The organism is Paenibacillus sp. RU5M (assembly GCF_900221055.1).
GTDB classification, from domain to species: Bacteria; Bacillota; Bacilli; order Paenibacillales; family Paenibacillaceae; genus Paenibacillus; species Paenibacillus marchantiae.
In genome coordinates, this window is record NZ_OBQM01000026.1 from 1 (window position 1) to 19,236 (window position 19,236).

Annotated in this window: 18 protein-coding genes and 1 rRNA gene; 5 read left to right on the forward strand and 14 right to left on the reverse strand. The window is 45.0% G+C overall.

Going from position 1 to position 19,236, the window contains the following annotated elements:
* The 5 genes from CRO25_RS32675 to CRO25_RS32695 all read right to left on the reverse strand — a co-directional run.
* A 16S ribosomal RNA gene (locus CRO25_RS32675) occupies nt 1-92 on the reverse strand; the annotation flags it as partial.
* 691 nt (nt 93-783) lie between these two features.
* Nucleotides 784-1,752 carry an arginase gene (gene rocF / locus CRO25_RS32680; RefSeq protein WP_079697742.1) on the reverse strand — a complete coding sequence of 323 codons (969 nt, stop codon included), beginning with the start codon at nt 1,750-1,752 and terminating at the stop codon, nt 784-786.
* A gap of 53 nt (nt 1,753-1,805) precedes the next feature.
* On the reverse strand, nt 1,806-2,999 hold the full coding sequence (locus CRO25_RS32685; protein ID WP_079697761.1) for an ornithine--oxo-acid transaminase: 1,194 nt from the start codon (nt 2,997-2,999) through the stop codon (nt 1,806-1,808).
* Between the two features lie 138 nt (nt 3,000-3,137).
* Nucleotides 3,138-3,797, reverse strand: a complete 660-nt coding sequence (locus CRO25_RS32690) for an amino acid ABC transporter permease (RefSeq protein ID WP_079697743.1) — start codon at nt 3,795-3,797, stop codon at nt 3,138-3,140.
* A gap of 23 nt (nt 3,798-3,820) precedes the next feature.
* A complete protein-coding gene (locus CRO25_RS32695) occupies nt 3,821-4,642 on the reverse strand; it encodes a transporter substrate-binding domain-containing protein (RefSeq protein ID WP_079697744.1) in 822 nt (273 codons plus the stop codon).
* 328 nt (nt 4,643-4,970) lie between these two features.
* On the opposite strand from CRO25_RS32695, the gene CRO25_RS32700 reads away from it, so the two are divergent.
* Entirely contained in the window at nt 4,971-5,615 is a 645-nt protein-coding gene (locus CRO25_RS32700) for a GntR family transcriptional regulator (RefSeq protein ID WP_079697745.1), read from the forward strand.
* Nucleotides 5,616-5,795: 180 nt separating this feature from the next.
* On the opposite strand, the gene CRO25_RS32705 is transcribed toward CRO25_RS32700, so the two are convergent.
* Nucleotides 5,796-6,536, reverse strand: a complete 741-nt coding sequence (locus CRO25_RS32705; protein ID WP_079697746.1) for a class I SAM-dependent methyltransferase — start codon at nt 6,534-6,536, stop codon at nt 5,796-5,798.
* A 164-nt stretch (nt 6,537-6,700) separates the two neighbouring features.
* On the opposite strand from CRO25_RS32705, the gene CRO25_RS32710 reads away from it, so the two are divergent.
* Nucleotides 6,701-7,063 (forward strand): hypothetical protein, encoded by a 363-nt coding sequence (locus tag CRO25_RS32710; protein ID WP_063568136.1) that lies wholly within the window; start codon nt 6,701-6,703, stop codon nt 7,061-7,063.
* A gap of 68 nt (nt 7,064-7,131) precedes the next feature.
* On the opposite strand, the gene CRO25_RS32715 is transcribed toward CRO25_RS32710, so the two are convergent.
* The 5 genes from CRO25_RS32715 to CRO25_RS32735 form a co-directional block, all read right to left on the reverse strand.
* The gene (locus tag CRO25_RS32715; RefSeq protein WP_079697747.1) at nt 7,132-10,014 is read right to left on the reverse strand and encodes an S-layer homology domain-containing protein; all 2,883 of its coding nucleotides are present in this window, start codon (nt 10,012-10,014) and stop codon (nt 7,132-7,134) included.
* A 316-nt stretch (nt 10,015-10,330) separates the two neighbouring features.
* Entirely contained in the window at nt 10,331-10,558 is a 228-nt protein-coding gene (locus tag CRO25_RS32720; protein WP_017691121.1) for a cold-shock protein, read from the reverse strand.
* A 189-nt stretch (nt 10,559-10,747) separates the two neighbouring features.
* Complete coding sequence (locus CRO25_RS32725) at nt 10,748-10,948, reverse strand: cold-shock protein (protein ID WP_024633772.1); 201 nt, start codon at nt 10,946-10,948, stop codon at nt 10,748-10,750.
* A 388-nt stretch (nt 10,949-11,336) separates the two neighbouring features.
* Complete coding sequence (locus tag CRO25_RS32730; RefSeq protein ID WP_063568137.1) at nt 11,337-11,573, reverse strand: hypothetical protein; 237 nt, start codon at nt 11,571-11,573, stop codon at nt 11,337-11,339.
* Between the two features lie 140 nt (nt 11,574-11,713).
* Entirely contained in the window at nt 11,714-12,499 is a 786-nt protein-coding gene (locus CRO25_RS32735; protein WP_079697748.1) for a CPBP family intramembrane glutamic endopeptidase, read from the reverse strand.
* Between the two features lie 299 nt (nt 12,500-12,798).
* Between CRO25_RS32735 and CRO25_RS32740 the strand changes: the two genes are divergently transcribed.
* Nucleotides 12,799-13,470: a phosphatase PAP2 family protein gene (locus tag CRO25_RS32740; RefSeq protein ID WP_063568139.1), complete on the forward strand. Its 672-nt coding sequence runs from the start codon at nt 12,799-12,801 to the stop codon at nt 13,468-13,470.
* A gap of 144 nt (nt 13,471-13,614) precedes the next feature.
* Here the strand turns inward: CRO25_RS32740 and CRO25_RS32745 are convergent, their stop codons facing one another.
* The gene (locus CRO25_RS32745; protein WP_063568140.1) at nt 13,615-14,394 is read right to left on the reverse strand and encodes an AraC family transcriptional regulator; all 780 of its coding nucleotides are present in this window, start codon (nt 14,392-14,394) and stop codon (nt 13,615-13,617) included.
* A 112-nt stretch (nt 14,395-14,506) separates the two neighbouring features.
* Between CRO25_RS32745 and pyk the strand changes: the two genes are divergently transcribed.
* Nucleotides 14,507-15,922, forward strand: a complete 1,416-nt coding sequence (gene pyk / locus CRO25_RS32750; protein WP_064642858.1) for a pyruvate kinase — start codon at nt 14,507-14,509, stop codon at nt 15,920-15,922.
* A 136-nt stretch (nt 15,923-16,058) separates the two neighbouring features.
* Here the strand turns inward: pyk and CRO25_RS32755 are convergent, their stop codons facing one another.
* Complete coding sequence (locus CRO25_RS32755; RefSeq protein ID WP_079697749.1) at nt 16,059-17,588, reverse strand: PAS domain-containing methyl-accepting chemotaxis protein; 1,530 nt, start codon at nt 17,586-17,588, stop codon at nt 16,059-16,061.
* 164 nt (nt 17,589-17,752) lie between these two features.
* Nucleotides 17,753-18,202, reverse strand: a complete 450-nt coding sequence (locus tag CRO25_RS32760; protein WP_072735869.1) for an SRPBCC family protein — start codon at nt 18,200-18,202, stop codon at nt 17,753-17,755.
* 283 nt (nt 18,203-18,485) lie between these two features.
* Between CRO25_RS32760 and CRO25_RS32765 the strand changes: the two genes are divergently transcribed.
* Entirely contained in the window at nt 18,486-19,223 is a 738-nt protein-coding gene (locus CRO25_RS32765) for a WecB/TagA/CpsF family glycosyltransferase (protein WP_063568144.1), read from the forward strand.
* The last annotated feature ends 13 nt before the right edge of the window (nt 19,224-19,236 follow it).

The window sequence follows — 19,236 nt, forward strand, 5'->3', positions numbered from 1 at the left end:
GAGAAGCAAGCTTCTCTTCAAGTCCGCTCGACTTGCATGTATTAGGCATGCCGCCAGCGTTCGTCCTGAGCCAGGATCAAACTCTCCAATAAAGTATTGAAAAGAGCGATAAGCTCATTTTGAAACTGACGAGATTAAAAATCTCATTTATTTTGCTTTGAAATCATACAGCCCGAAGACTTGTACCGATTTCTCAGCGTCGATCTTGCAAGCAAGATCGTTACTCACTCGTTGTTCAGTTTTCAAAGATCAAACTTGTTTCATTGCCGCGTGTTGTTCATCTCAGCAACTTTTATATCTTATCACATCCGAACCAACTTTGCAAGCTCTTTTTTTAAGTTTCTTTCGAAGCTTATTTCATTCGCTTGCCGCACCGTGTTTCTCGTGTTTTCTTGGCCGGAATTAGAATATACCATGTACAGATTATGAACGCAAGCTTTATTTTCAAAAACTTAGAACCACATTCTCCATCAGATAATCTACAATCTCCTTCTTCTATAGTAGAGCCCTCGTATATTTACCCAAGGCTCCTTAGGTAAAAAGAAAGCCAAGCTAACCAAACATTATTACTCTATAAAGCTAACTTCACCCTCCATCCGTTCAGAAGTAAAGAAGTGCACCCAACAACCATTAGCCAGGGAAGTACTCATACCTATCTTCACTCCGTTGAAGATCGTATGGATGAGTCTGACCCTGGCTCTTATATAACCTTACATTATATGATTAGACCTTACCTTCTATATAAGCATGAATTCATCCGAACAAGAAATATCTATACAACCGTTATAAGATCCGTTTACCCAGCAATGAAGCAATCAGTTCTACTCCAAGGCGGGCCGTATGCCTATTCTGATCAAATAGCGGATTAACTTCCACCAGATCCATGGACGTGACTCGGTTGGTAGAAGCGAGCAGCTCCAGTGCGAAATGAGCTTCACGGTAATTCAATCCCCCTGGTACAGGCGTACCCACACCCGGAGCCTCACGCGGATCAAGACAATCCATATCAAAGCTAATATGAATACCATCTGTTCCTTCCCCGACTACAGCCAGCGCCTGTTCAACAACCTGTTGTATCCCTATCCGGTCAATATCATGCATTGTAAAGCTCTTGATGCCAAGCGCTCGGATCTGTTCCTTCTCATACACATCCAGATCACGTAAGCCAATGTAGACCAGATTGGAAGGATTAACGAACGGCCCAGCACCCGGTATATGAGAGAAGTTAAATGCAGAATGCCCCAAAGCGGCAGCAACACTCATCCCATGCATATTTCCAGACAGACTACGCTCTTCTGTGTTCAAATCCGCATGGGCATCAAACCAGATCACACCCAGTTTGGAATAATGCGCAGACACCCCAGCAAGAGAACCTATGGCTACACTGTGATCGCCACCCAGAACAAGTGGAAAAGAACCTCCCGCTATCGCCTCAGACACTTCATTGCACACTCGCTCACTCACCTGTCTAACCTCGGATAAATATTTCACACGGTTGCGTTCGATTGGAGTAACAGACTCTGAGGGACAATCTACACGGATCTCTTTTGATACATTTAACCCAAGGCTTGCAATTTCACGTTTCAATCCTGCAGTAATGAGTTCATCCGGACCTAGCTCAGCACCACCTCGCGCCCCACCTAATCCAAAAGGAACTTTAATGATAGCAACGTCATGATGACGTAAAAGGAATTGGCTCGTTTCATTAGAAGCATTCAGCGTTCCTGCAGATTCAATATCATTGTTTTCCATGTAGGTCAGCTCCTTCGCTGCTTATATGAAGTAATCAAAGAATGAAATATTTATCAATCACCCAACACCTGAGTAATTCGCTCCAACGCCCAATCGATCTCAACCTCTGTAATGGTAAGTGGCGGTGCAAAACGGATCGTTGTCTCATGAGTTTCTTTACAGAGCAGTCCAACAGACATTAATTTCTCACAATAAGGACGTGCAGGTACATGCAGATCAACACCGATGAACAATCCTCTACCTCGAATCTCACACACAGCTGAACTGCGAACTACCTGAAGCTGTTTCATAAAATAATTCCCCAGACGCTCCGAGCGCTCTGCAAGCTTCTCATCTTCCAGAACTTCCAGTGCTGCGACAGCCACGGCACAAGCGAGTGGGTTCCCCCCGAATGTGGAGCCATGAGAACCCGGTTCAAACAAATCCAGTATTTCTGCATTAGCAGCAATAGCCGAGATAGGCATTACTCCCCCGCCCAGTGCCTTACCCATAATCCAGATATCAGGCTCAACCCCCTCCCAATCAGAGGCAAATCGCCGTCCCGTTCGTCCGAATCCGGTCTGAATCTCATCCGCCACGGTCAACACCCTATGCTGTTTACACAGTGTAAAGGCTTCAGCAAGATATCCTTCAGGTGGGATGACAATACCGGCTTCCCCCTGAATGGGTTCCACGAGAAAAGCGGCCGTGTTTGGTGTAATCGCAAGCTTAAGCGCTTCAATGTCACCATAAGGAATGATTTTGAATCCGGGTGTAAACGGTCCAAAGTCTGTTTTGTACTCTTCTGAAGATGAGAAAGAGGTGACCGTCAGTGTTCTTCCATGAAAATTTCCGGAGCATACGATGATTTCAGCTTGATTTTCCGGTACACCCTTGCATCGATATGCCCATCTTCGCACTGCTTTCACGGCCGTTTCAACCGCTTCAGCTCCCGTGTTCATGGCCAGAATTTTGGGTTTGCCCGTAAATTGCGAGAGCTTCTGATAGAAAAGTGATGCCGCACTGCTGTGAAATGCCCGTGATGTTAATGTTACCCGATCTGCCTGATCCTTCAGTGCCTGAATAATCGCTGGATGTCTGTGCCCATGATTTAATGCCGAATATGCACTTAACATATCCATATAACGGTGACCTTCCGGATCTTCGACCCATACTCCCTCCGCCTGCTCAATAACGATCGGGAGCGGATGATAATTAGGTGCAGCGTAACGTTCCGACCAATCCATTAACATTTTTGAATCTGACATATACTCCCAGCACCCCTCTTTGATTATATTGTATACAAAATACAATATCAATGTATGCTTCGCCACGACCATTTACGACTCCTGCTCACTTTTTCCGCTATCACCTAATTCCACTAACTCGTAGAATCCGTATGCACGTTATCGGGATGATATGGAAAGTCTGCGTTCCAGCCAGGTGAGCAGGTTGGCCAACGTAAATGTAATTACAAAATAGAGGGCAGCAGCAACAAGGAGCGGGGCAAGTGGTTGGAAGGTAACCCCCTGAACGGCTCTGGCTGTATAGATAATCTCAGCAATCCCGATCATGGAAACAAGCGAGGAATCTTTAATGATAATAATGAATTCATTGCCGATAGCTGGAAGCATGTTACGAAAGGCCTGCGGCAGTATAATGTAGCGAAGCGTCATGCCATGAGACATCCCAAGAGAACGCGAAGCTTCAGTCTGTCCTTTATCGATTGCCTGAATGCCAGCCCTGAACACCTCTGCCATGTATGCCGAACTGTTCATAGTCAACGCGACCACCCCCGACATAAATGCGGATAGGTTCACACCGATTACGGTCAGACCATAATGAATAATGAGAATTTGTACCAACATCGGTGTACCGCGGATGAGTTCGATATACGCCGTTGCTACGAATTTGATAGGCCACACTCGTGATATACGCAGCAGTGCCACCATAACCCCCAGTAATGTGCCAAACAACACCCCAAAGAAGGAAAGCTCCAATGTTACCCACGCGCTACGCACATAGTCCTGCCAATGTTCCGATAGAAAGGAGAAATCTAAATTCACGGCATATCCCTCACTCGCCCGGTTTATTCGCCTAACATCTCATTCGCTTCTACGACGAAGCGTTCGATATCTCCGCCCGTTTTGAGCTTCTCCAGCGTACTGTTGATCTGATCAACGAGCTCCTTGTTGCCTTTTTTCACGGCGATAGCCGATCCTCCTTCATCCTCTGCCTGCTCAATCTTCACGTTTGCTACAACCAACCCCTCCTGGTTCTTTACATACTGCTGCGCAACCGGCTTTTCCAGAATAAGCGCATCTACCCGCCCGGTCTGCAATTCAAGAATCAATTCGGGAATTTTGGCAAGAGAAGTAAGTTTGGCGCCTTGAATGTCCTGAGCAATGCCTTCCTGAATGGAGCTTTTCTGCACACCCACCTGCTTACCCGACAAATTATCCAGTGAGGCTATCGATTCGCCTTCGTCAGCTCTAACGAGTACAGCCTGTTCTGCATAGTAGTAGATATCCGTAAAATCAACGTTCTTCTTTCGCTCTTCTGTAGGTGTTAAACCTGATATCACAAAATCAACCTTGTCCGTGCTGAGCGCCATAAGCAAACCATCAAAATCCATATCCTCAATCTTCAGCTCAGCTCCCATGTCCGCAGCAATCGCCTTGGCAATCTCAATGTCAAAACCAACAATAGTGTCTTTGCCATTAATGCTTTTGTGAAATTCATAAGGTGCGTAGTCTGCACTGGTGCCAAGTACGATTACTTTCTTCTCTGCGCCACCACTCTCCGAGGATGGAGAAGGTTCCGATCCGGCCCCCGTCGTTTGTTCCTGCCCACAAGCCGACATGATTACCACCATTAACAACAGCATCATTGGCAAAAGCACTCTTTTCACTCAACATACCCCTGTTCTGTTTTGGAATGATAAAGGCATATAACTTGTATACAATATACACAAGACAATATATGGGCTTTAATGTAAGTAATACTAACAAACAATCAGTTGTATGGCAATGAATTTAACACATTTATACGCTATAATTTCATAATACGTAATTTATTTAACATGGAACTAACACCATTTTAGATCATTAAGATTGCTTGCCCAACTCCCCCCTCGGTGTTAAGATGATAAAAACTTGAAACTCCCGAACGGCGCACCATTACAGGGCTCACACCCTCACACATCCAATCATCACTATATACAGAAGGGGGGATTCGGTATGGAGGCACCCAAATACCGGTCCTTGAAAGATCACGTTTACGATTATATCGCACAGAAAATTCAAGACGGGACACTGCTCCCCAATCAGAAGATTAATGAAGCGGAGATTTGCAAAAAGCTGGACATCAGCCGCACACCTACTCGGGAAGCCTTATTTCAACTCACTTCTGACAACCTCCTGCAATATATCCCACGCAGGGGATTTATCGTCGCTCCTTTTGACGCTGGCAAAAAACTCGAATTCTCGCAAGCCATCGGTGCGCTTGAGGCACTTGCTGCTACACTTGCAGTAGACCACCTCAAACCGTCTGAGTTCCTGGAGATGGAAGCCCTTGTTGCACGAATGGATGAAGATATTACCCAGCTCGATCTGGCTGCTTACAGTAAGAGTCAATATCAATTTCATAACCTGTACATCCAGAGCTGCGGTAACGCCACTGTCATCGAAATGTTAAACACGTTAAAAAACAGCTTTATTCGCCAGTCGTATGTTAGCGACAACAAGCCGAAGCTATCCAGTGTACTTAATGAAGTAAATGAAGAACATCGCCAAATCGTAAGCGCTTTTCGAGCCAAAGATAAACCGCAACTGGAAGCTCTACTGAAGCATCACTGGCGTATTATCGACAACGATATGCTGTAATGCTTTTAACCAAACTCTGGCGTGAACTATTTTCATCACTTACTGGATTGGATTGAGAGTCCCAAAACAAAGAAAAAGCAATCCACTTTAAAGTGGGTTGCTTTTTTAGATGCCAGATTTGGCATCAGCCTATTTTTTTCACATTCGTTATTGGACTAGCCTCTACGCCAAAAAGTAATCCTACTCTTTCTGTTTATTATCGCTATCCATTGATGACTTTGCTTCAAAAACCGCATAACCCAGTCTTTTTCCGTATCTCGCAAGCAAACGATCATTGGTGCGACCCATGCGCTGCACTTGCTCATCCTCAAACAAGCTCATATCCATCTCCCGATGAGGATCATGATCCACGCCCCATTTTCCCATAGAACGAGACTGTTCCTTGACCAAGACTTCAGTAAATCCACACTGTCTGAGACGTTTCTTCCATGTAGTCATGGTTGCCAGTGTCCTTATTCCATAAAATTGTTTCAGCCTTCGGCTCATCACCTCTGTCTTCCTTCCGGATAACACCATCTCCCGATCAATGAAGAGACCCCCTGGCTTCAACACTCGCTTATATTCCGTAAGGGTACTTCGCCATTGGGTGAAGATAGTGACAGACTCCACAAATACCACATCAAAATAATGATCCGGAAAAGGCAAGGATTTCACATCTGCCTGAATAAAACGAATATCTAAGCGCTCCCGTCTTGCGCGTCGCACCGCTTTCTCCAACATCTGCCGATTAAGATCCACCGCAGTTACCCGATAACCGTTTCGAGCCAGATAACAAGCCGTCCTCCCTGTACCACACCCCACCTCAAGCACCTTACTATGCGCAGGCAGAGACAGCGTATCCCACAGTTGCATCGTTGCTGTAAACCCTCCCGGATGGGCACTCCCTTCTCCAAGCCGGGCCAGCAAATCATGATAATCCATGAGCTCCCCTCCCTTTTACTCCCTCCAGTGTATGGAGCAGATATAAAAACGGCTCCTCCCCATCTAATATCCGGGTACTCGTCCATACCAATCGTTCTTTTTTTTACTATGATATACAAACCGTTGAATTCAAGCGGCAACCGCACCTAATGAGGGGGATTTGCATGTACAGAATTAATCCGGTATGTGAAGAAACGGTTTCTCCGCACGTTGGACGTTCCGTTTGTCTCGTTATGAACGACGGTAAGCATATGTATGGTACGCTTAGTCAATGTCGTGATGGCAAAGTTTATTTGAACGGATGCTTCGAAGGACCACGACTGTGTTCAGTCAAATCCAAACAGCAACTTGTAAAAAGCAGCAAGAAAAACGCTGTTGCAACAAAGAAAGTTAAATCTTCGGCCTACGGTCCATATGGTTATGGAGGATATGGTGGTGGTTACGGTGGTTACGGCTATGGAGCTGGAGCAGGAATCGATCTGGCTCTGGTAGCAACACTTTTTCTGCTGCCATTCCTGTTCATCTAAACTCTCCAAACAAACAAAGAACCTTCTCGCTTCATGCGAGAAGGTTCTTCGTTTTTCATTTATCACACTTAAAGTTTCTCCTGCAGCCACTGTTGCAGGTTATATAACACTACGGATGCTTTACCCCGGCTTACACCCAACACTTCATCCGCGCTATAATCTTCTGCCAGATAAGAAACCAGCCCCTGGTCCTTCGTGTCCAGATCCGCTTTCAGCACTTTCAATGTGCTTGCCAGCAGTTCATTCGTTTCTTTCTCGGTAATCAGAGCAGATGGTCTGAATTTGTCTTGAGCTGTAGGAACAAGAACACCCATCTTTTCCAACGCTGCTACATAACCCACATACCAACTTCCCGCTTTTACATCTGCATATTTCGATTCCTTTGCTTCCGGCAATTCGGATACAGTCGAAAGGACACCAGACAGCATTTTCACAAACTCGGCACGTGATACACCTGCATAAGGAGCAAAAATACCACCCACTTTGCCGTCAATAATTCCGTCTTTACGCAAAGCAACCAGCTTATCCTGTACATCTTGAGGCAGTCCATCCAGATCAGTGAATGGAAGAGCTGTTGTAGATGACCCTGCACCTGATTCTTGCTCAGGATCGACATTTCCGCCCTCGGCGCCTGCTGGATTCCCTGTTACAATTCCATAACCATTGGTTCCCACATACACACGTCCGTACACTCTCGAATCACCTGTAATCGTTACATTGGCTGAACCATACTGATGCTGATCATCATTAATTCTAATCCAGGAAGAACCGTTATCGTCCGAACGGAAAATCCCATACGTTCCTTCTACTTTGGCGTAGGAATACAATGCCATATGCTCTTGCCCTTCCGCCGCTTTACCCAGACCTATCGTGGCTGCTTCTTCCACATTAGCCAGCTTGGTGAAGGTTTGACCATAGTCTACGGAATGGAACAGACCATACATACTATCGAGTTTCTTGTTATCTTTTGCCGCAGCCAGCCAGATCTCACCCTCTGAACCCGGTACAGCTTTGAAGTTACTCGTTAAGGCAACAGGCAGTCCAGTTGCGGTCGTTTTCTCAAACGTAACGCCACCATCACGACTCACATAAAAGGCCCCATTCGAGAATCCGTAGAAAACAGATCCATTCACACGGTCAGCCGAGACACGTGCACCTTCCGGAATACCTTTCGAAGCTTTCCAGGTCGCACCCTGATCGGTCGAAATACTCACCGGTCTTGCTTCTCCTTCAGCTTTGCTGACAGGACTCCATAGAATCGATTTCCCGTCAGCGCTAAAGGCCGCATGTCCACCCTCTGTCTTATCTTCATCGGAAGAGATCCAGGCATTCGAAGCAGGCTTCCAAGTTACGCCGTTATTCGTGGAAATTCCCATTCGAGCAGCCTTTCCTTCCGCGTTACCTACACGTACAACCAGATTCGGGTTCAACTCTGCATAATCAATATCCGTACTGGTTCCGAGATACGGATTTGTAATCATCTCCGGCGCCTTATCCAGGTCAGCATGACGGAATCCACCAATGTCACCCATCGCACTCAGAAGAGGCGCCCCCGATGGCGGGCTGATAAGACCAAGTATGGCCGTCTCTTCAATACCATCAGCTTTGACGGAAATTTTCACCGTTTCATCTCGGTCTAGGGCTGTTACGTTATCCGAACCGTACAACGTTGCGCCTGTACCATATAGGATTTTATTCGAATCAAACGGATCAATCTCCAAGTCGCCAATCATCCATCCCAATTTAGGTGAAGTTTCAGGCAACTCCTTTTTCTCGCCCCAATCCAGCCAAGGAGATAGAGAATAATCGATAGTAAAATGATTTTCCCGACTTGGGTCTTTGGCATAATCCAGTGTCCAGAATGATTTCCATGTCTTCCCGCCGTCGGTGCTGCGGTAAATGAAGTCATCTGGCCACCATTTGTTCATCGTTGCGACCATTAGTGTATTCGGATCTTTGCTGTCCACTGCAAGCCCACCATACGGGTTATCTGTATTACCAGTTGGACTGATATCGGTCCATTTCCCTGTTTTCGTATCCAGTTTCCACACGGCACCTTTACCACCGCTGTATGGTCCAACAAACTCATTGTAAGTGACATATAAGGAGCCATCGGATGCGAGCACACCGTGATGGGGAACAAAACCTTGCGTAGGTTGGCCCTCTATAGGTGCCCAAGTCTGCCCACCATCCGTACTGCGATAGATGCTCTTCTCAGAATCTGCCACTCCAACGTATATCGTCTGAGTCGTATGGCCACGCGAACCTGTAGTTGGATCAAAGGTAATCCAGGCTACGCCTGCAATATCGTTATAGTCATCCTTTACATTCCCGACTGCTGTAAAACTGTCTACCTTGCTCCAGGTCACTCCGTAATCCGTGCTTTTCCATAGTCCATTTCCGCTGCGAGCACCCAGATACAACACCCGGTTGTTGTTCGGATCGATAGATAAACGCTCACCCATTGAGCGCCCAGGCATGTTACCGCCAAGTTTGAATGGAAGCTCTGTCCGCTGCCATGTATCGCCTCTGTCCGTTGAACGCAATAACACACCGTTCATATCTGTCCAGTCATTCGTATATGTACCTGCTGCTATATAGACGCGATCCGGATCAACGGAATCTGTAGCCAAGCTCTCCACACCCGACATGTTCCATTCATCAAAACCAACAAAATCAAGCAGTTGAATCCACGATTTACTCTCAGCATCATAACGATATGCACCACCAATATCCGTGCGTGCGTATACGAGGTCTTTCTCTGCCTTATTATAGATAATGCCCGGAACGAAGCCGCCACCCACTACTTTGGCCCTTCCCCAATCATAAGTCTGCTTTTTTGTAGCCAATGGTGGAGATTGAGTCGAGCTCGGTTCCACACTTTCCGCGAAAGCGTTACCAACAAGAGTCGCACTTAAAGCAGCAACCAGTGAAAGACTTAACCATTTCATCAAAATGCTTTTCCTCCTCTGAGAACATACGATTACGTCATCGGCAAACTGTAAGCGTTAACAATTTTACCGAAAACGTTTTATTTATTGCGTATTAATGTGATTACTATCTATTCTACAAACCCTGGATTCAAATAAATACATTGTAAATTGGATATATTTCCATTTCATTATCCGACATATTGGAAAAAAAGATATAAAAAAAGGCATTCGCCAAAACGAATGCCGGGAACTTCATATTTAATACCCTTACCTTTGTACAAGATGTCAGGTTCAAATTAAAAAAAAACACCTCGTTAGAGGCGGGTAAGCTATGTTAAATCCGATTTCCTTTAGGCATCGTTTTAAGATTACTATTCGAATTCTCAAGCAATGGTAGCATCCTAGTCGTGCTGACCATCTCAGAAGCACATATCGGACAAGTAGGTACGTTATCAAACGCAAAATTGTCCCGCATCCATCCTTTGCACGTATCACTCGTACATTCCCAGATTGCCGCATCAGCTTGTGGAATCTCTTCCAACGGTTTTTTGCGATTATACATGACTTCTACCCCCTTTGTTATGGAAAAACATCTAATCCGACGTTATTTCACAGAAGCCACTACTTAGCGGAAGTTTTGTCCCGTCCGGACTTCTGTCTCGACAACTATTGGGCCGACTTTCATTATAACTGCTCAAAAAAAAGAAGCTGCCTTTACCATTATAACATGTTAAAGGCAGCTATGCTTTAATTACAGTTTTACAACTTCTTCTGCTTGAGGACCACGGTTTCCTTGTACAATTTTAAATTGCACGCGTTGACCTTCGTCCAGCGTTTTGAAGCCTTCGCCTGTAATAGCGCTGAAGTGTACGAATACATCTTCTCCGCCTTCAACTTCGATGAAACCGAAGCCTTTATCAGCGTTGAACCATTTTACTGTTCCGTTTTGCATGTGAATTACACCTCCAAATAAAGATTAACATGTTCCTTTGTTCTTTGCAGCAAGCAAATAAAAATTCACACATTGAAAAAGGTACCAGTCATAACCTATAAGTGATCGCCCTTTACAATATGTGAATTAGGTTTTCCACTCTCTACAACTTGTTTTTATTATAACTCCGTTTCCACCAAAAAGCAAATCTTTGTATTTTCTTTTCAAACAGCTTTGGAAATACATGTATTCGCACGCGCTGGAACAGGGTTTATCGCTTGCCCTGCCGCTCATTGCGGTCTTATGAAAGGATATGCAGATCCGAACCAACTTATACATTTTCTATAAAATATTTTGACATGCATATCCAACACATCCATGAAAGCTCAATCCATTACATGATAACACACTAGGTCCATGCCCACATAAAAGCATCACGATCCCATGCAATCTGCCCACGATGTAGCTTGCGGAATGCTTTCTTCACTTCTTTTGATAACGAAGTATTACCATTCTCATTCACAAATACAAATTCTTCACCAAAATTGGACTTTACATATTCAATTGCAGCTTCCTGATGAAGTGTACCGGTGAATTTAATCTCCTGTACCATCCATTCCGCCACTGCCTGTGCTGTCTTTTCCACAATATCACCTATTTATCTATGCATTGTACGGATGAACGGGCCTCCGATTATGAACAAGCCTGTCATACCGCCAGACTGAAGTATACCACGATCCCATGGCTGGCGGTAAACAGAGTTATGCATCAACTGATCACGCCCGTTTAATGAACCATTGAACTCCCCGGTGTACTACTCTCTGGAGAAGATGACTTCGTTCGAACGCTAAACGTCAACCATACGCAATAAGCAACCAACACAACCAATATGAAGATATCGTAGGGAAGTGTTCCGGTATCTTGCCGGTCGTTCCCAAGAAATTGAATCAAATTATGTATGAAATGAAACAGAATCAGCGGCACGATATTTCCGTTTTTCAACATTAACAGCGCGAGCGCTGCTCCCAACAGCAGTGCATAGATCAGTTGCAGAAGGGTGTCTGCCATACTCTGACCGGATAATGCATTCATGATATGAGTGATAGAAAATAAAACACTTGAAGTGACAACTGCCGCAACCGCACTCTTACGAAGCAAAGTTTTGAAGATTAGTCCACGATAAATGGTTTCCTCCACAAAAGCGACAAGCAAGGTGAAAAAGATAAAAAAGGCGACCTTAGACAAGGTTAATTCAGTAAATCCTTTCAGCGCAAGAGTACCCAGTACAAGGAGTAGTGGAATATAATACTTTGCATGACTTGCCGGGATGGTTCTTATGGAGCGAAATCCAGTCTCTCTCCATTTGCGTCGCAGGGTGAGATAAATAATGAGCACGAGGGCAATTGGAGTAAACGACATCAATACGGGTGATGTGTAGTCCAGTTGCTTCACGGTAGCGACCGCCCCTGCCGCAAAAACCACCAGCAAAAGGAGCAGTTCAATAATGACTACCGTCAGCACGGGCCTTCGCGCGGAAAAGGATTGATTTTGCTTGGATTGCGGGGTTTTCATAGATTGTACCAGCCTCATTTCATTTTTAATGGTTGTCACATGAACTCATATGACAATTTAGTTGTATCATATCTATTGGATATTCAGATATCCTTTTCTGGATAAAACTATAAAAGTAACAAAAAAGAGAATTCCTCTTACAGCTTTTACCTTACAATCAGGTATGGCTCAAGTGCTAAAATGTCTATTATAGTAATAATAGAATGATTCAGTGCAGGGGTACGACATTTCTGCAACGTCATATATATGAAGAGTTAAGATGAAAGCTGCGAAATGAAGAACAAAATCAGGGGGATACTATGAAAGCATTATTTTTGCGCTGGGGACATTTGCTGGCAATCTTATGTATACCGCTTCAAGGTTCCATTTATGTTTTGTTGGGCAGTAACACCGGAAGTGATGTCTTCTACAATTATGCCTGGATTGATACACAGATTCCTTTTATCAAAGAATTTATTTATCCTTATGTCAGTTGGATGCCGATTCTGTATCTTGGATTTCTCTATTTGGGTCTAACGAACAAATCGCTATTCTGGCGTATGATAATTACCTATAACGTAGGGGTAATCGCAGCCAATATCGTTTTTGCGGTCTTCCCTACTTACGTGCCGCGACCAGAAGCTATCGGAACAGGTCTAAGCAGTGCGCTCGTACAATTTATTTATACCAATGATGCTCCATTCAACTGTTTTCCAAGCATTCACTGTCTCACAAGTTATCTGCTCTTCATTATCATCAATCGCCATTTGAACTTCAAACCACTGGCACGAATCTCCTGGTCGATATGGCTGTGGCTGATCATTGCTTCGACGGTGTTTGTGAAGCAGCATTCGCTGCTGGATGTAGCAGGCGGCATTCTGTTCGCGGAAGCAGCGTACTGGGCTGTGCATGTATTTGCGGTTCGCGCAGGTCTGGCAAGCAAAAAAACAAAGCAGCCAATCACGGCTACAAATACAAGCAGCAACGCTTAGTATATGATTTATATTGCATCGGCAGGAGTAATTCGACTGTCGTGAGACCAAAAAGAGGGCCGAGGCCCTCTTTTTTTTGCGTGATTGCAGCTTGATGTTTAAATGTAAGAACTATTCAAGACGAGACCATGAAGACCCTGTCTTTCATACAATAGGTGGACGTTCATGGAGCAAATCAGATGGAGGACTTCCCATTAAACGCTTGAATATCCGGTAAAAATAAGACAGATCACGGTAACCGAGAAATTCTGCAATTTCCTGAATAGAGAGTTGTGACTCGGTAAGCAAATACACCGCCCTTTTCATTCGTTGATCATGAACATATTGGCTGATCGTCTGATTCGTCATGCTTTTAAATAACGCGGCTGCGTAATTTGGGGTTTTACGGATCTCGTCCCCGAGCTCTTCTTTCGTAACTTTCTCCCGGTAATGCCGCTCAATGTATCGCTTCATCCGCTCCGCATGAACATGTCTCTCCGGTGGAATAACTCCGCGATCCAGTTCCCTATTTATATAAATAAGTACTTCCATCAATAAGGCTTGGCTCATCATGACATAATAAGACGGACGTTCCTGCCATTGTTGTTGGATGGCTTTCATGCGTTCATGAATCAGTTCATAACATCCAGGCTTATGTCGCAAGGCCTCACTCCGTTCCAGCGCGGGCAAACCTTGTGCATGATCCCCCTGTAATTGAACTACAATTTGCGTGTGGGTTACGGTAGGAATACTTTTGCCGTAATACGGAATGCCAGCGGGAATTAGCAGCAGTTCACCTTTCTCCATGATCTGCTTCTCTCCGTTCACCCAATATACACATTTTCCATAAGTAACCAAGCTCAATCGCCAAGTCGCCTGTGACTGCACCGCTTCTTCGTACCAACCGACACCATTAATGTGTCGTACTTCTAATGGAGTGACCATAACACACCTCATTATTGGACTATATTCTAATCATTGTACTATAGTTCATACCCTGATTCGACAGAAAACGCTACAATACACATATAAGCAAACATATGAGGAGGAAAATAGCATGTTGAAAACAAAAATTATTTGTACTATGGGACCTGCTTGTGACTCAATCGAATTGTTAAAAGTAATGATTCAGGAAGGGATGACTGTTGCCCGTCTGAACATGGCTCATGGTGAGCTGGAAGATCACGTGGCACGGATTAACAATATCCGCAAAGCCGCTTCCGAATTGAATACGTATATACCGATTATGATGGATATCAAGGGACCGGAAGTTCGTATTGGCAAACTAAAAGAAGCATCCTGCCATCTGCAAGCGGGTAAAGAGCTTATCTTGACTACTGAAGAAATTCTTGGTGACGCTGAGCGTATTTCGGTAAACTATCCGGAATTGAACCTCGTTGTAAAACCTGGCGATCGCATCCTCATCGATGATGGTTTGGTGGATCTGACTGTACTGTCCGTGGAAGGATCAGATATTCACTGTAAAATCATCAGCGGCGGCATTCTGAAACCACGTAAAGGGGTTAACTTGCCAGGAATCAAAACGACTTTGCCAGGTGTAACGGAACGTGACGTTATGCACATCGGATTCGGGATCGAAAACGGTATCGAAATCATCGCTGCTTCCTTTGTTCGTAAAGGCGACGACATTCGTGAAATTCGCAGCATCCTGAAAGAACGCGGTGTAGATCATGTACAAATTATCTCCAAAATTGAAAACCAGGAAGGTATGACCAACCTGGACGATATCATTGAAGCATCTGACGGTATCATGGTAGCGCGTGGAGATCTCGGGGTTGAAGTACCCATCGAAGACGTACCTATGATGCAAAAAGAAATGATCGATAAATGTAACCGTGCAGGTAAACCGGTTATCGTAGCAACACACATGCTGGAGTCCATGCAAGTGAATCCGCGTCCAACTCGTTCCGAAGTTAGTGACGTTGCTAACGCTGTTCTTCAAGGGGCAGACGTTGTAATGTTGTCTGGTGAATCGGCAGCAGGTAAATATCCGGTACAATCCGTGCGCACGATGGCTGCTGTTGCTCGCCGTGCTGAAACTATGATTGATTACAAAGAACAATTCAACCAAAAATCCGCTCAACAGGTAGCTGATATTACCGAAGTTATCAGTCAGGGAGCAGTTAGCTCTTCCCTCGTCCTGAATGCCAAAGCGATCATCACTTCTACAGAGAGTGGATTTACGGCGCGTATGATCTCCAAATATCGTCCGAAAGCACCGATCATCGCGGTTACACAGCATGAAGAAGTACTGGCTAAAATCTGCTTGCTCTCCGGTGTCATCCCGGTTATGGGCGACAAAGTAACAACAACCGATGAAATGTTCGAGTCTGCTACACGCAATGCAATCAAAACTGGTTATATCGAAAAAGGGGACATCATCGTATTGTCCGCTGGCGTACCGATTGGTCAATCCGGTAACACCAACTTGATCAAAGTTCAACAAGTATAATTCAACATATCGAATTGCATATATCGTTTCGTTGAGAATACAAAACCACCGAGAGCAGAAATGCATCTCGGTGGTTTTTTCTTATGCAATTCATTTTATCATCCAACAAATCGAAAGGGTTACACCTTTTTCAACCTTACAAATTCCGTGAGTAGTTCACCAAATCCTGCGACATCATATTAATCTCATCCATCGAGGCGTTTACCTGCTGTGTTAGGGCAGCCTGATTCTGCGTCAGTGTGGACATGTTGCCAATGTGCTCCAGAATCTGGTCAATGAACGTCTTCATTGCCTGCATGCTATCTTCAATATTGACGGTTGCCTGCGAGCTATGGTCAGCTAACTTCCGCACTTCCCCGGCCACAACTCCAAAACCAAGACCAAGTTCTCCCGCTCTGGCTGCTTCGATTGCTGCATTCAGACCCAGTAAATTGGTTTGGCTGGCAATTTCCCGAATAAACGCTGTAATGTTTTGGGTATCATCTGCACTGCTCTTCACCTGAATGGCCGCGTCCGCGGATAACTCTTGCGCAGTAACCAGTTCCTGAGCCTGATCGGTGATCGAATTAATTCCACGCACCATCTCACCGATAGATTCGGATAAAAGTTTTGTTTTCTGATTCATCGCTTCAACGATCTGTTCCTTATTTTTCTCATGTGTCACATCACGAATGGTTCCCGCTACACGGAGTGGTACACCGTTACCGTCCCGAACCGTCTCGCCACCTGCATGATACCAGCGATATTCCCCATTCTTACGTTGCAGACGGTAATCAAGATCGTACGGTGTCCGTCCACTGTAGTCATTCATGTGCTTGGCAAATTCATTGATCGTCCGGTCATGATCGTCCGGGTGAAGCCGGCTGCTCCAACTGCTGAACACATTCGGGAAATCCTGCTCATCGGTAAACCCAAGCTCTCGGCGAAACTGTGGTGACCACCAAAATTCATTATTCGGGTTAACCACATCTCCGGCCACAACGGTCATATCCCACGGTGCTTCCACTAATGCACGATTTACCAGGTCATAACGGGTAACGAGTGCTTCCAACTCGTCGGATTTTCTCTTCTCATCATGAATATCAAACATGATTCCCAGAAGTTTAACCGGAACGCCTTCGTCATTTCTGACAACTTGTCCAAGACACCGGAACCAGCGTACCTCTCCACTCTTCGTTATCATTCGGCTCGTTACGTTGTATGCAGCCATCTCAGAAGACTTATTAATGTTTTTCGTAATCTCCTGAACCAACTGGGGTCTGTCGTCGGGATGGATGGATTTGGCCCAACTTGCGAAAGCATCGGGATAATCCTTCGTATTGCTGAAGCCTAACATTTGACGAAATTCATTGGAAAAAGCAATGATATTATTGCCATCCAGAGGATCTCCTGCAACAATCTCGGACTCCCAGAGTCCAATATTCAACGCCTGATTAAGCATTTTGAGGCGCATTTCCGCTGCTTCATTTTGCTTCTTCAGAATATGTACTGCTTTATTGATATTATGTGCAATTTCACCAGCTTCCTGCAAATCCTCGGTTGATTCCAGCTGATTGTTATATATCCCTTGCTCGGCGTCTTTAACCAGTTTACGGCTGTATTCTAATAATGGTTGAAGCGAGCCCGCAGGGGCTTGCTTGATCTTTTGGGTACGTTTACGAAACATCGCGATTCTCCTCTAATGTCATTTCTATATATTTCGACATAATTAGACATTAAATGTAGAGGGTTTTCATTCATTTGCGAAAACAGCATGAAAAAAAACGCCTTGTCAGCGCTTTTTTCATATTGTTATGATGTTACATTCATATATCTCTCGCTATCGGACCTTTACCAGCCAAAATTCAGTGTTTCGCCCGTCTCTGCCCATGTCTTGATACTGCTCAATATCATCCACCAGCTACTCTGTGCGTTTTCAAAAGATGGGTGGTTGTCCGTAAATTGGTCATTAATCAATGTTAACTTCGTACATTCCCCTACCTTCTCGAGCTGGAACACTACTCTGGATTGAAGCTCGGCGTGATTGGCGTGGTAGGAAGGTCCGGGATGCTCAAGGTAACTTAATAGGGATAAAGGTTCGAATTCGAGAATATCACCGTACACATGAACCGTCTCTGCACCATCATTCCCAGGCCCTACATAGGCGAACGGCTGGCCCGGTTGGAAATTGGAACGAAGTTCGCTGCCAAAAAAGCTGCTCCGTGTACCGTCCGGCGAGATCAGGGCATTCCACACATCTTCCTGTCCGGCATTAATATAGAACTCATATTTCAATTCCATGAACTCACTCCCTTTATGTGTTGTATTGAAGGTACAACTGACACTTGCTTGCAACACTATCCTATCGTTATACCCCAAACGAAGTATTGTAAAAACACGACAACAGCGAAAATAAAAGATTTTAGATGCCATGAAGCTTGATAATTCGGACTTTTCATCCGGTGCTAAACTTCAACAAATATAGTGCTTTGCCAGGAGATCAGATATACTAAAATGGAATGAAATAACAGGAAATGTATACAAGCTGGGGACGGATAGTTAGCATCCAGAAAGGAACTAAAATATGAACCAAACAACAAATATTATGGGAATCCCATTTCCCAATATAACTATGGATCAGACGGTTACGATTCTTGGTGATGTAATCGATCAGAGACAATCCGAACTGTTCCATGTCATCACAGGCAATCCGGAAATCGTCATGTCCTGCCAGAAGGATCAGGCGCTTCGTTCAGTCGTAGATCAGGCAGGCATTGTTACCGCTGACGGCGCGGGCATTGTTATGGTATCCCGCTTTCGGGGTGGACAATTGACCGAACGGGTTACAGGTTGTGATCTGCTTTTTCGTTTGTTGGAGGAAGGAAGCCGGAAGAATTGGTCCTTTTATATGTTCGGGGCAGAAGAAAGTGTCAGTAAGAGGGCTGTGGATGTTATTGCGCAAAACTATCCGGGAGTCGTTGTGCGTGGCAGACATCATGGATTTTTCACAACGGACGAGGAGCAAAGCATTGTAGAAGAAATTCAAGAGGCACAACCTGATTTTCTTATTGTGGCCCTAGGAGCACCCAATGCTGAACACTGGATCAACAAATATCGCCATCAACTCAATGCTCGTGTAGCCATCGGAGTCGGGGGAAGCCTGGATATTCTGGCCGGCAAAACCAAACGAGCACCTGCCATATGGCAGAAGCTTAACTTGGAATGGCTTTATCGACTGCTCAGCCAGCCTTCCAGATGGCGCAGACAACTTATTTTGCCACGTTTCGCTGTTCGGGCGTTGTTGTTCAGAGAGCAAAGGTAATATCAAGGGGGAC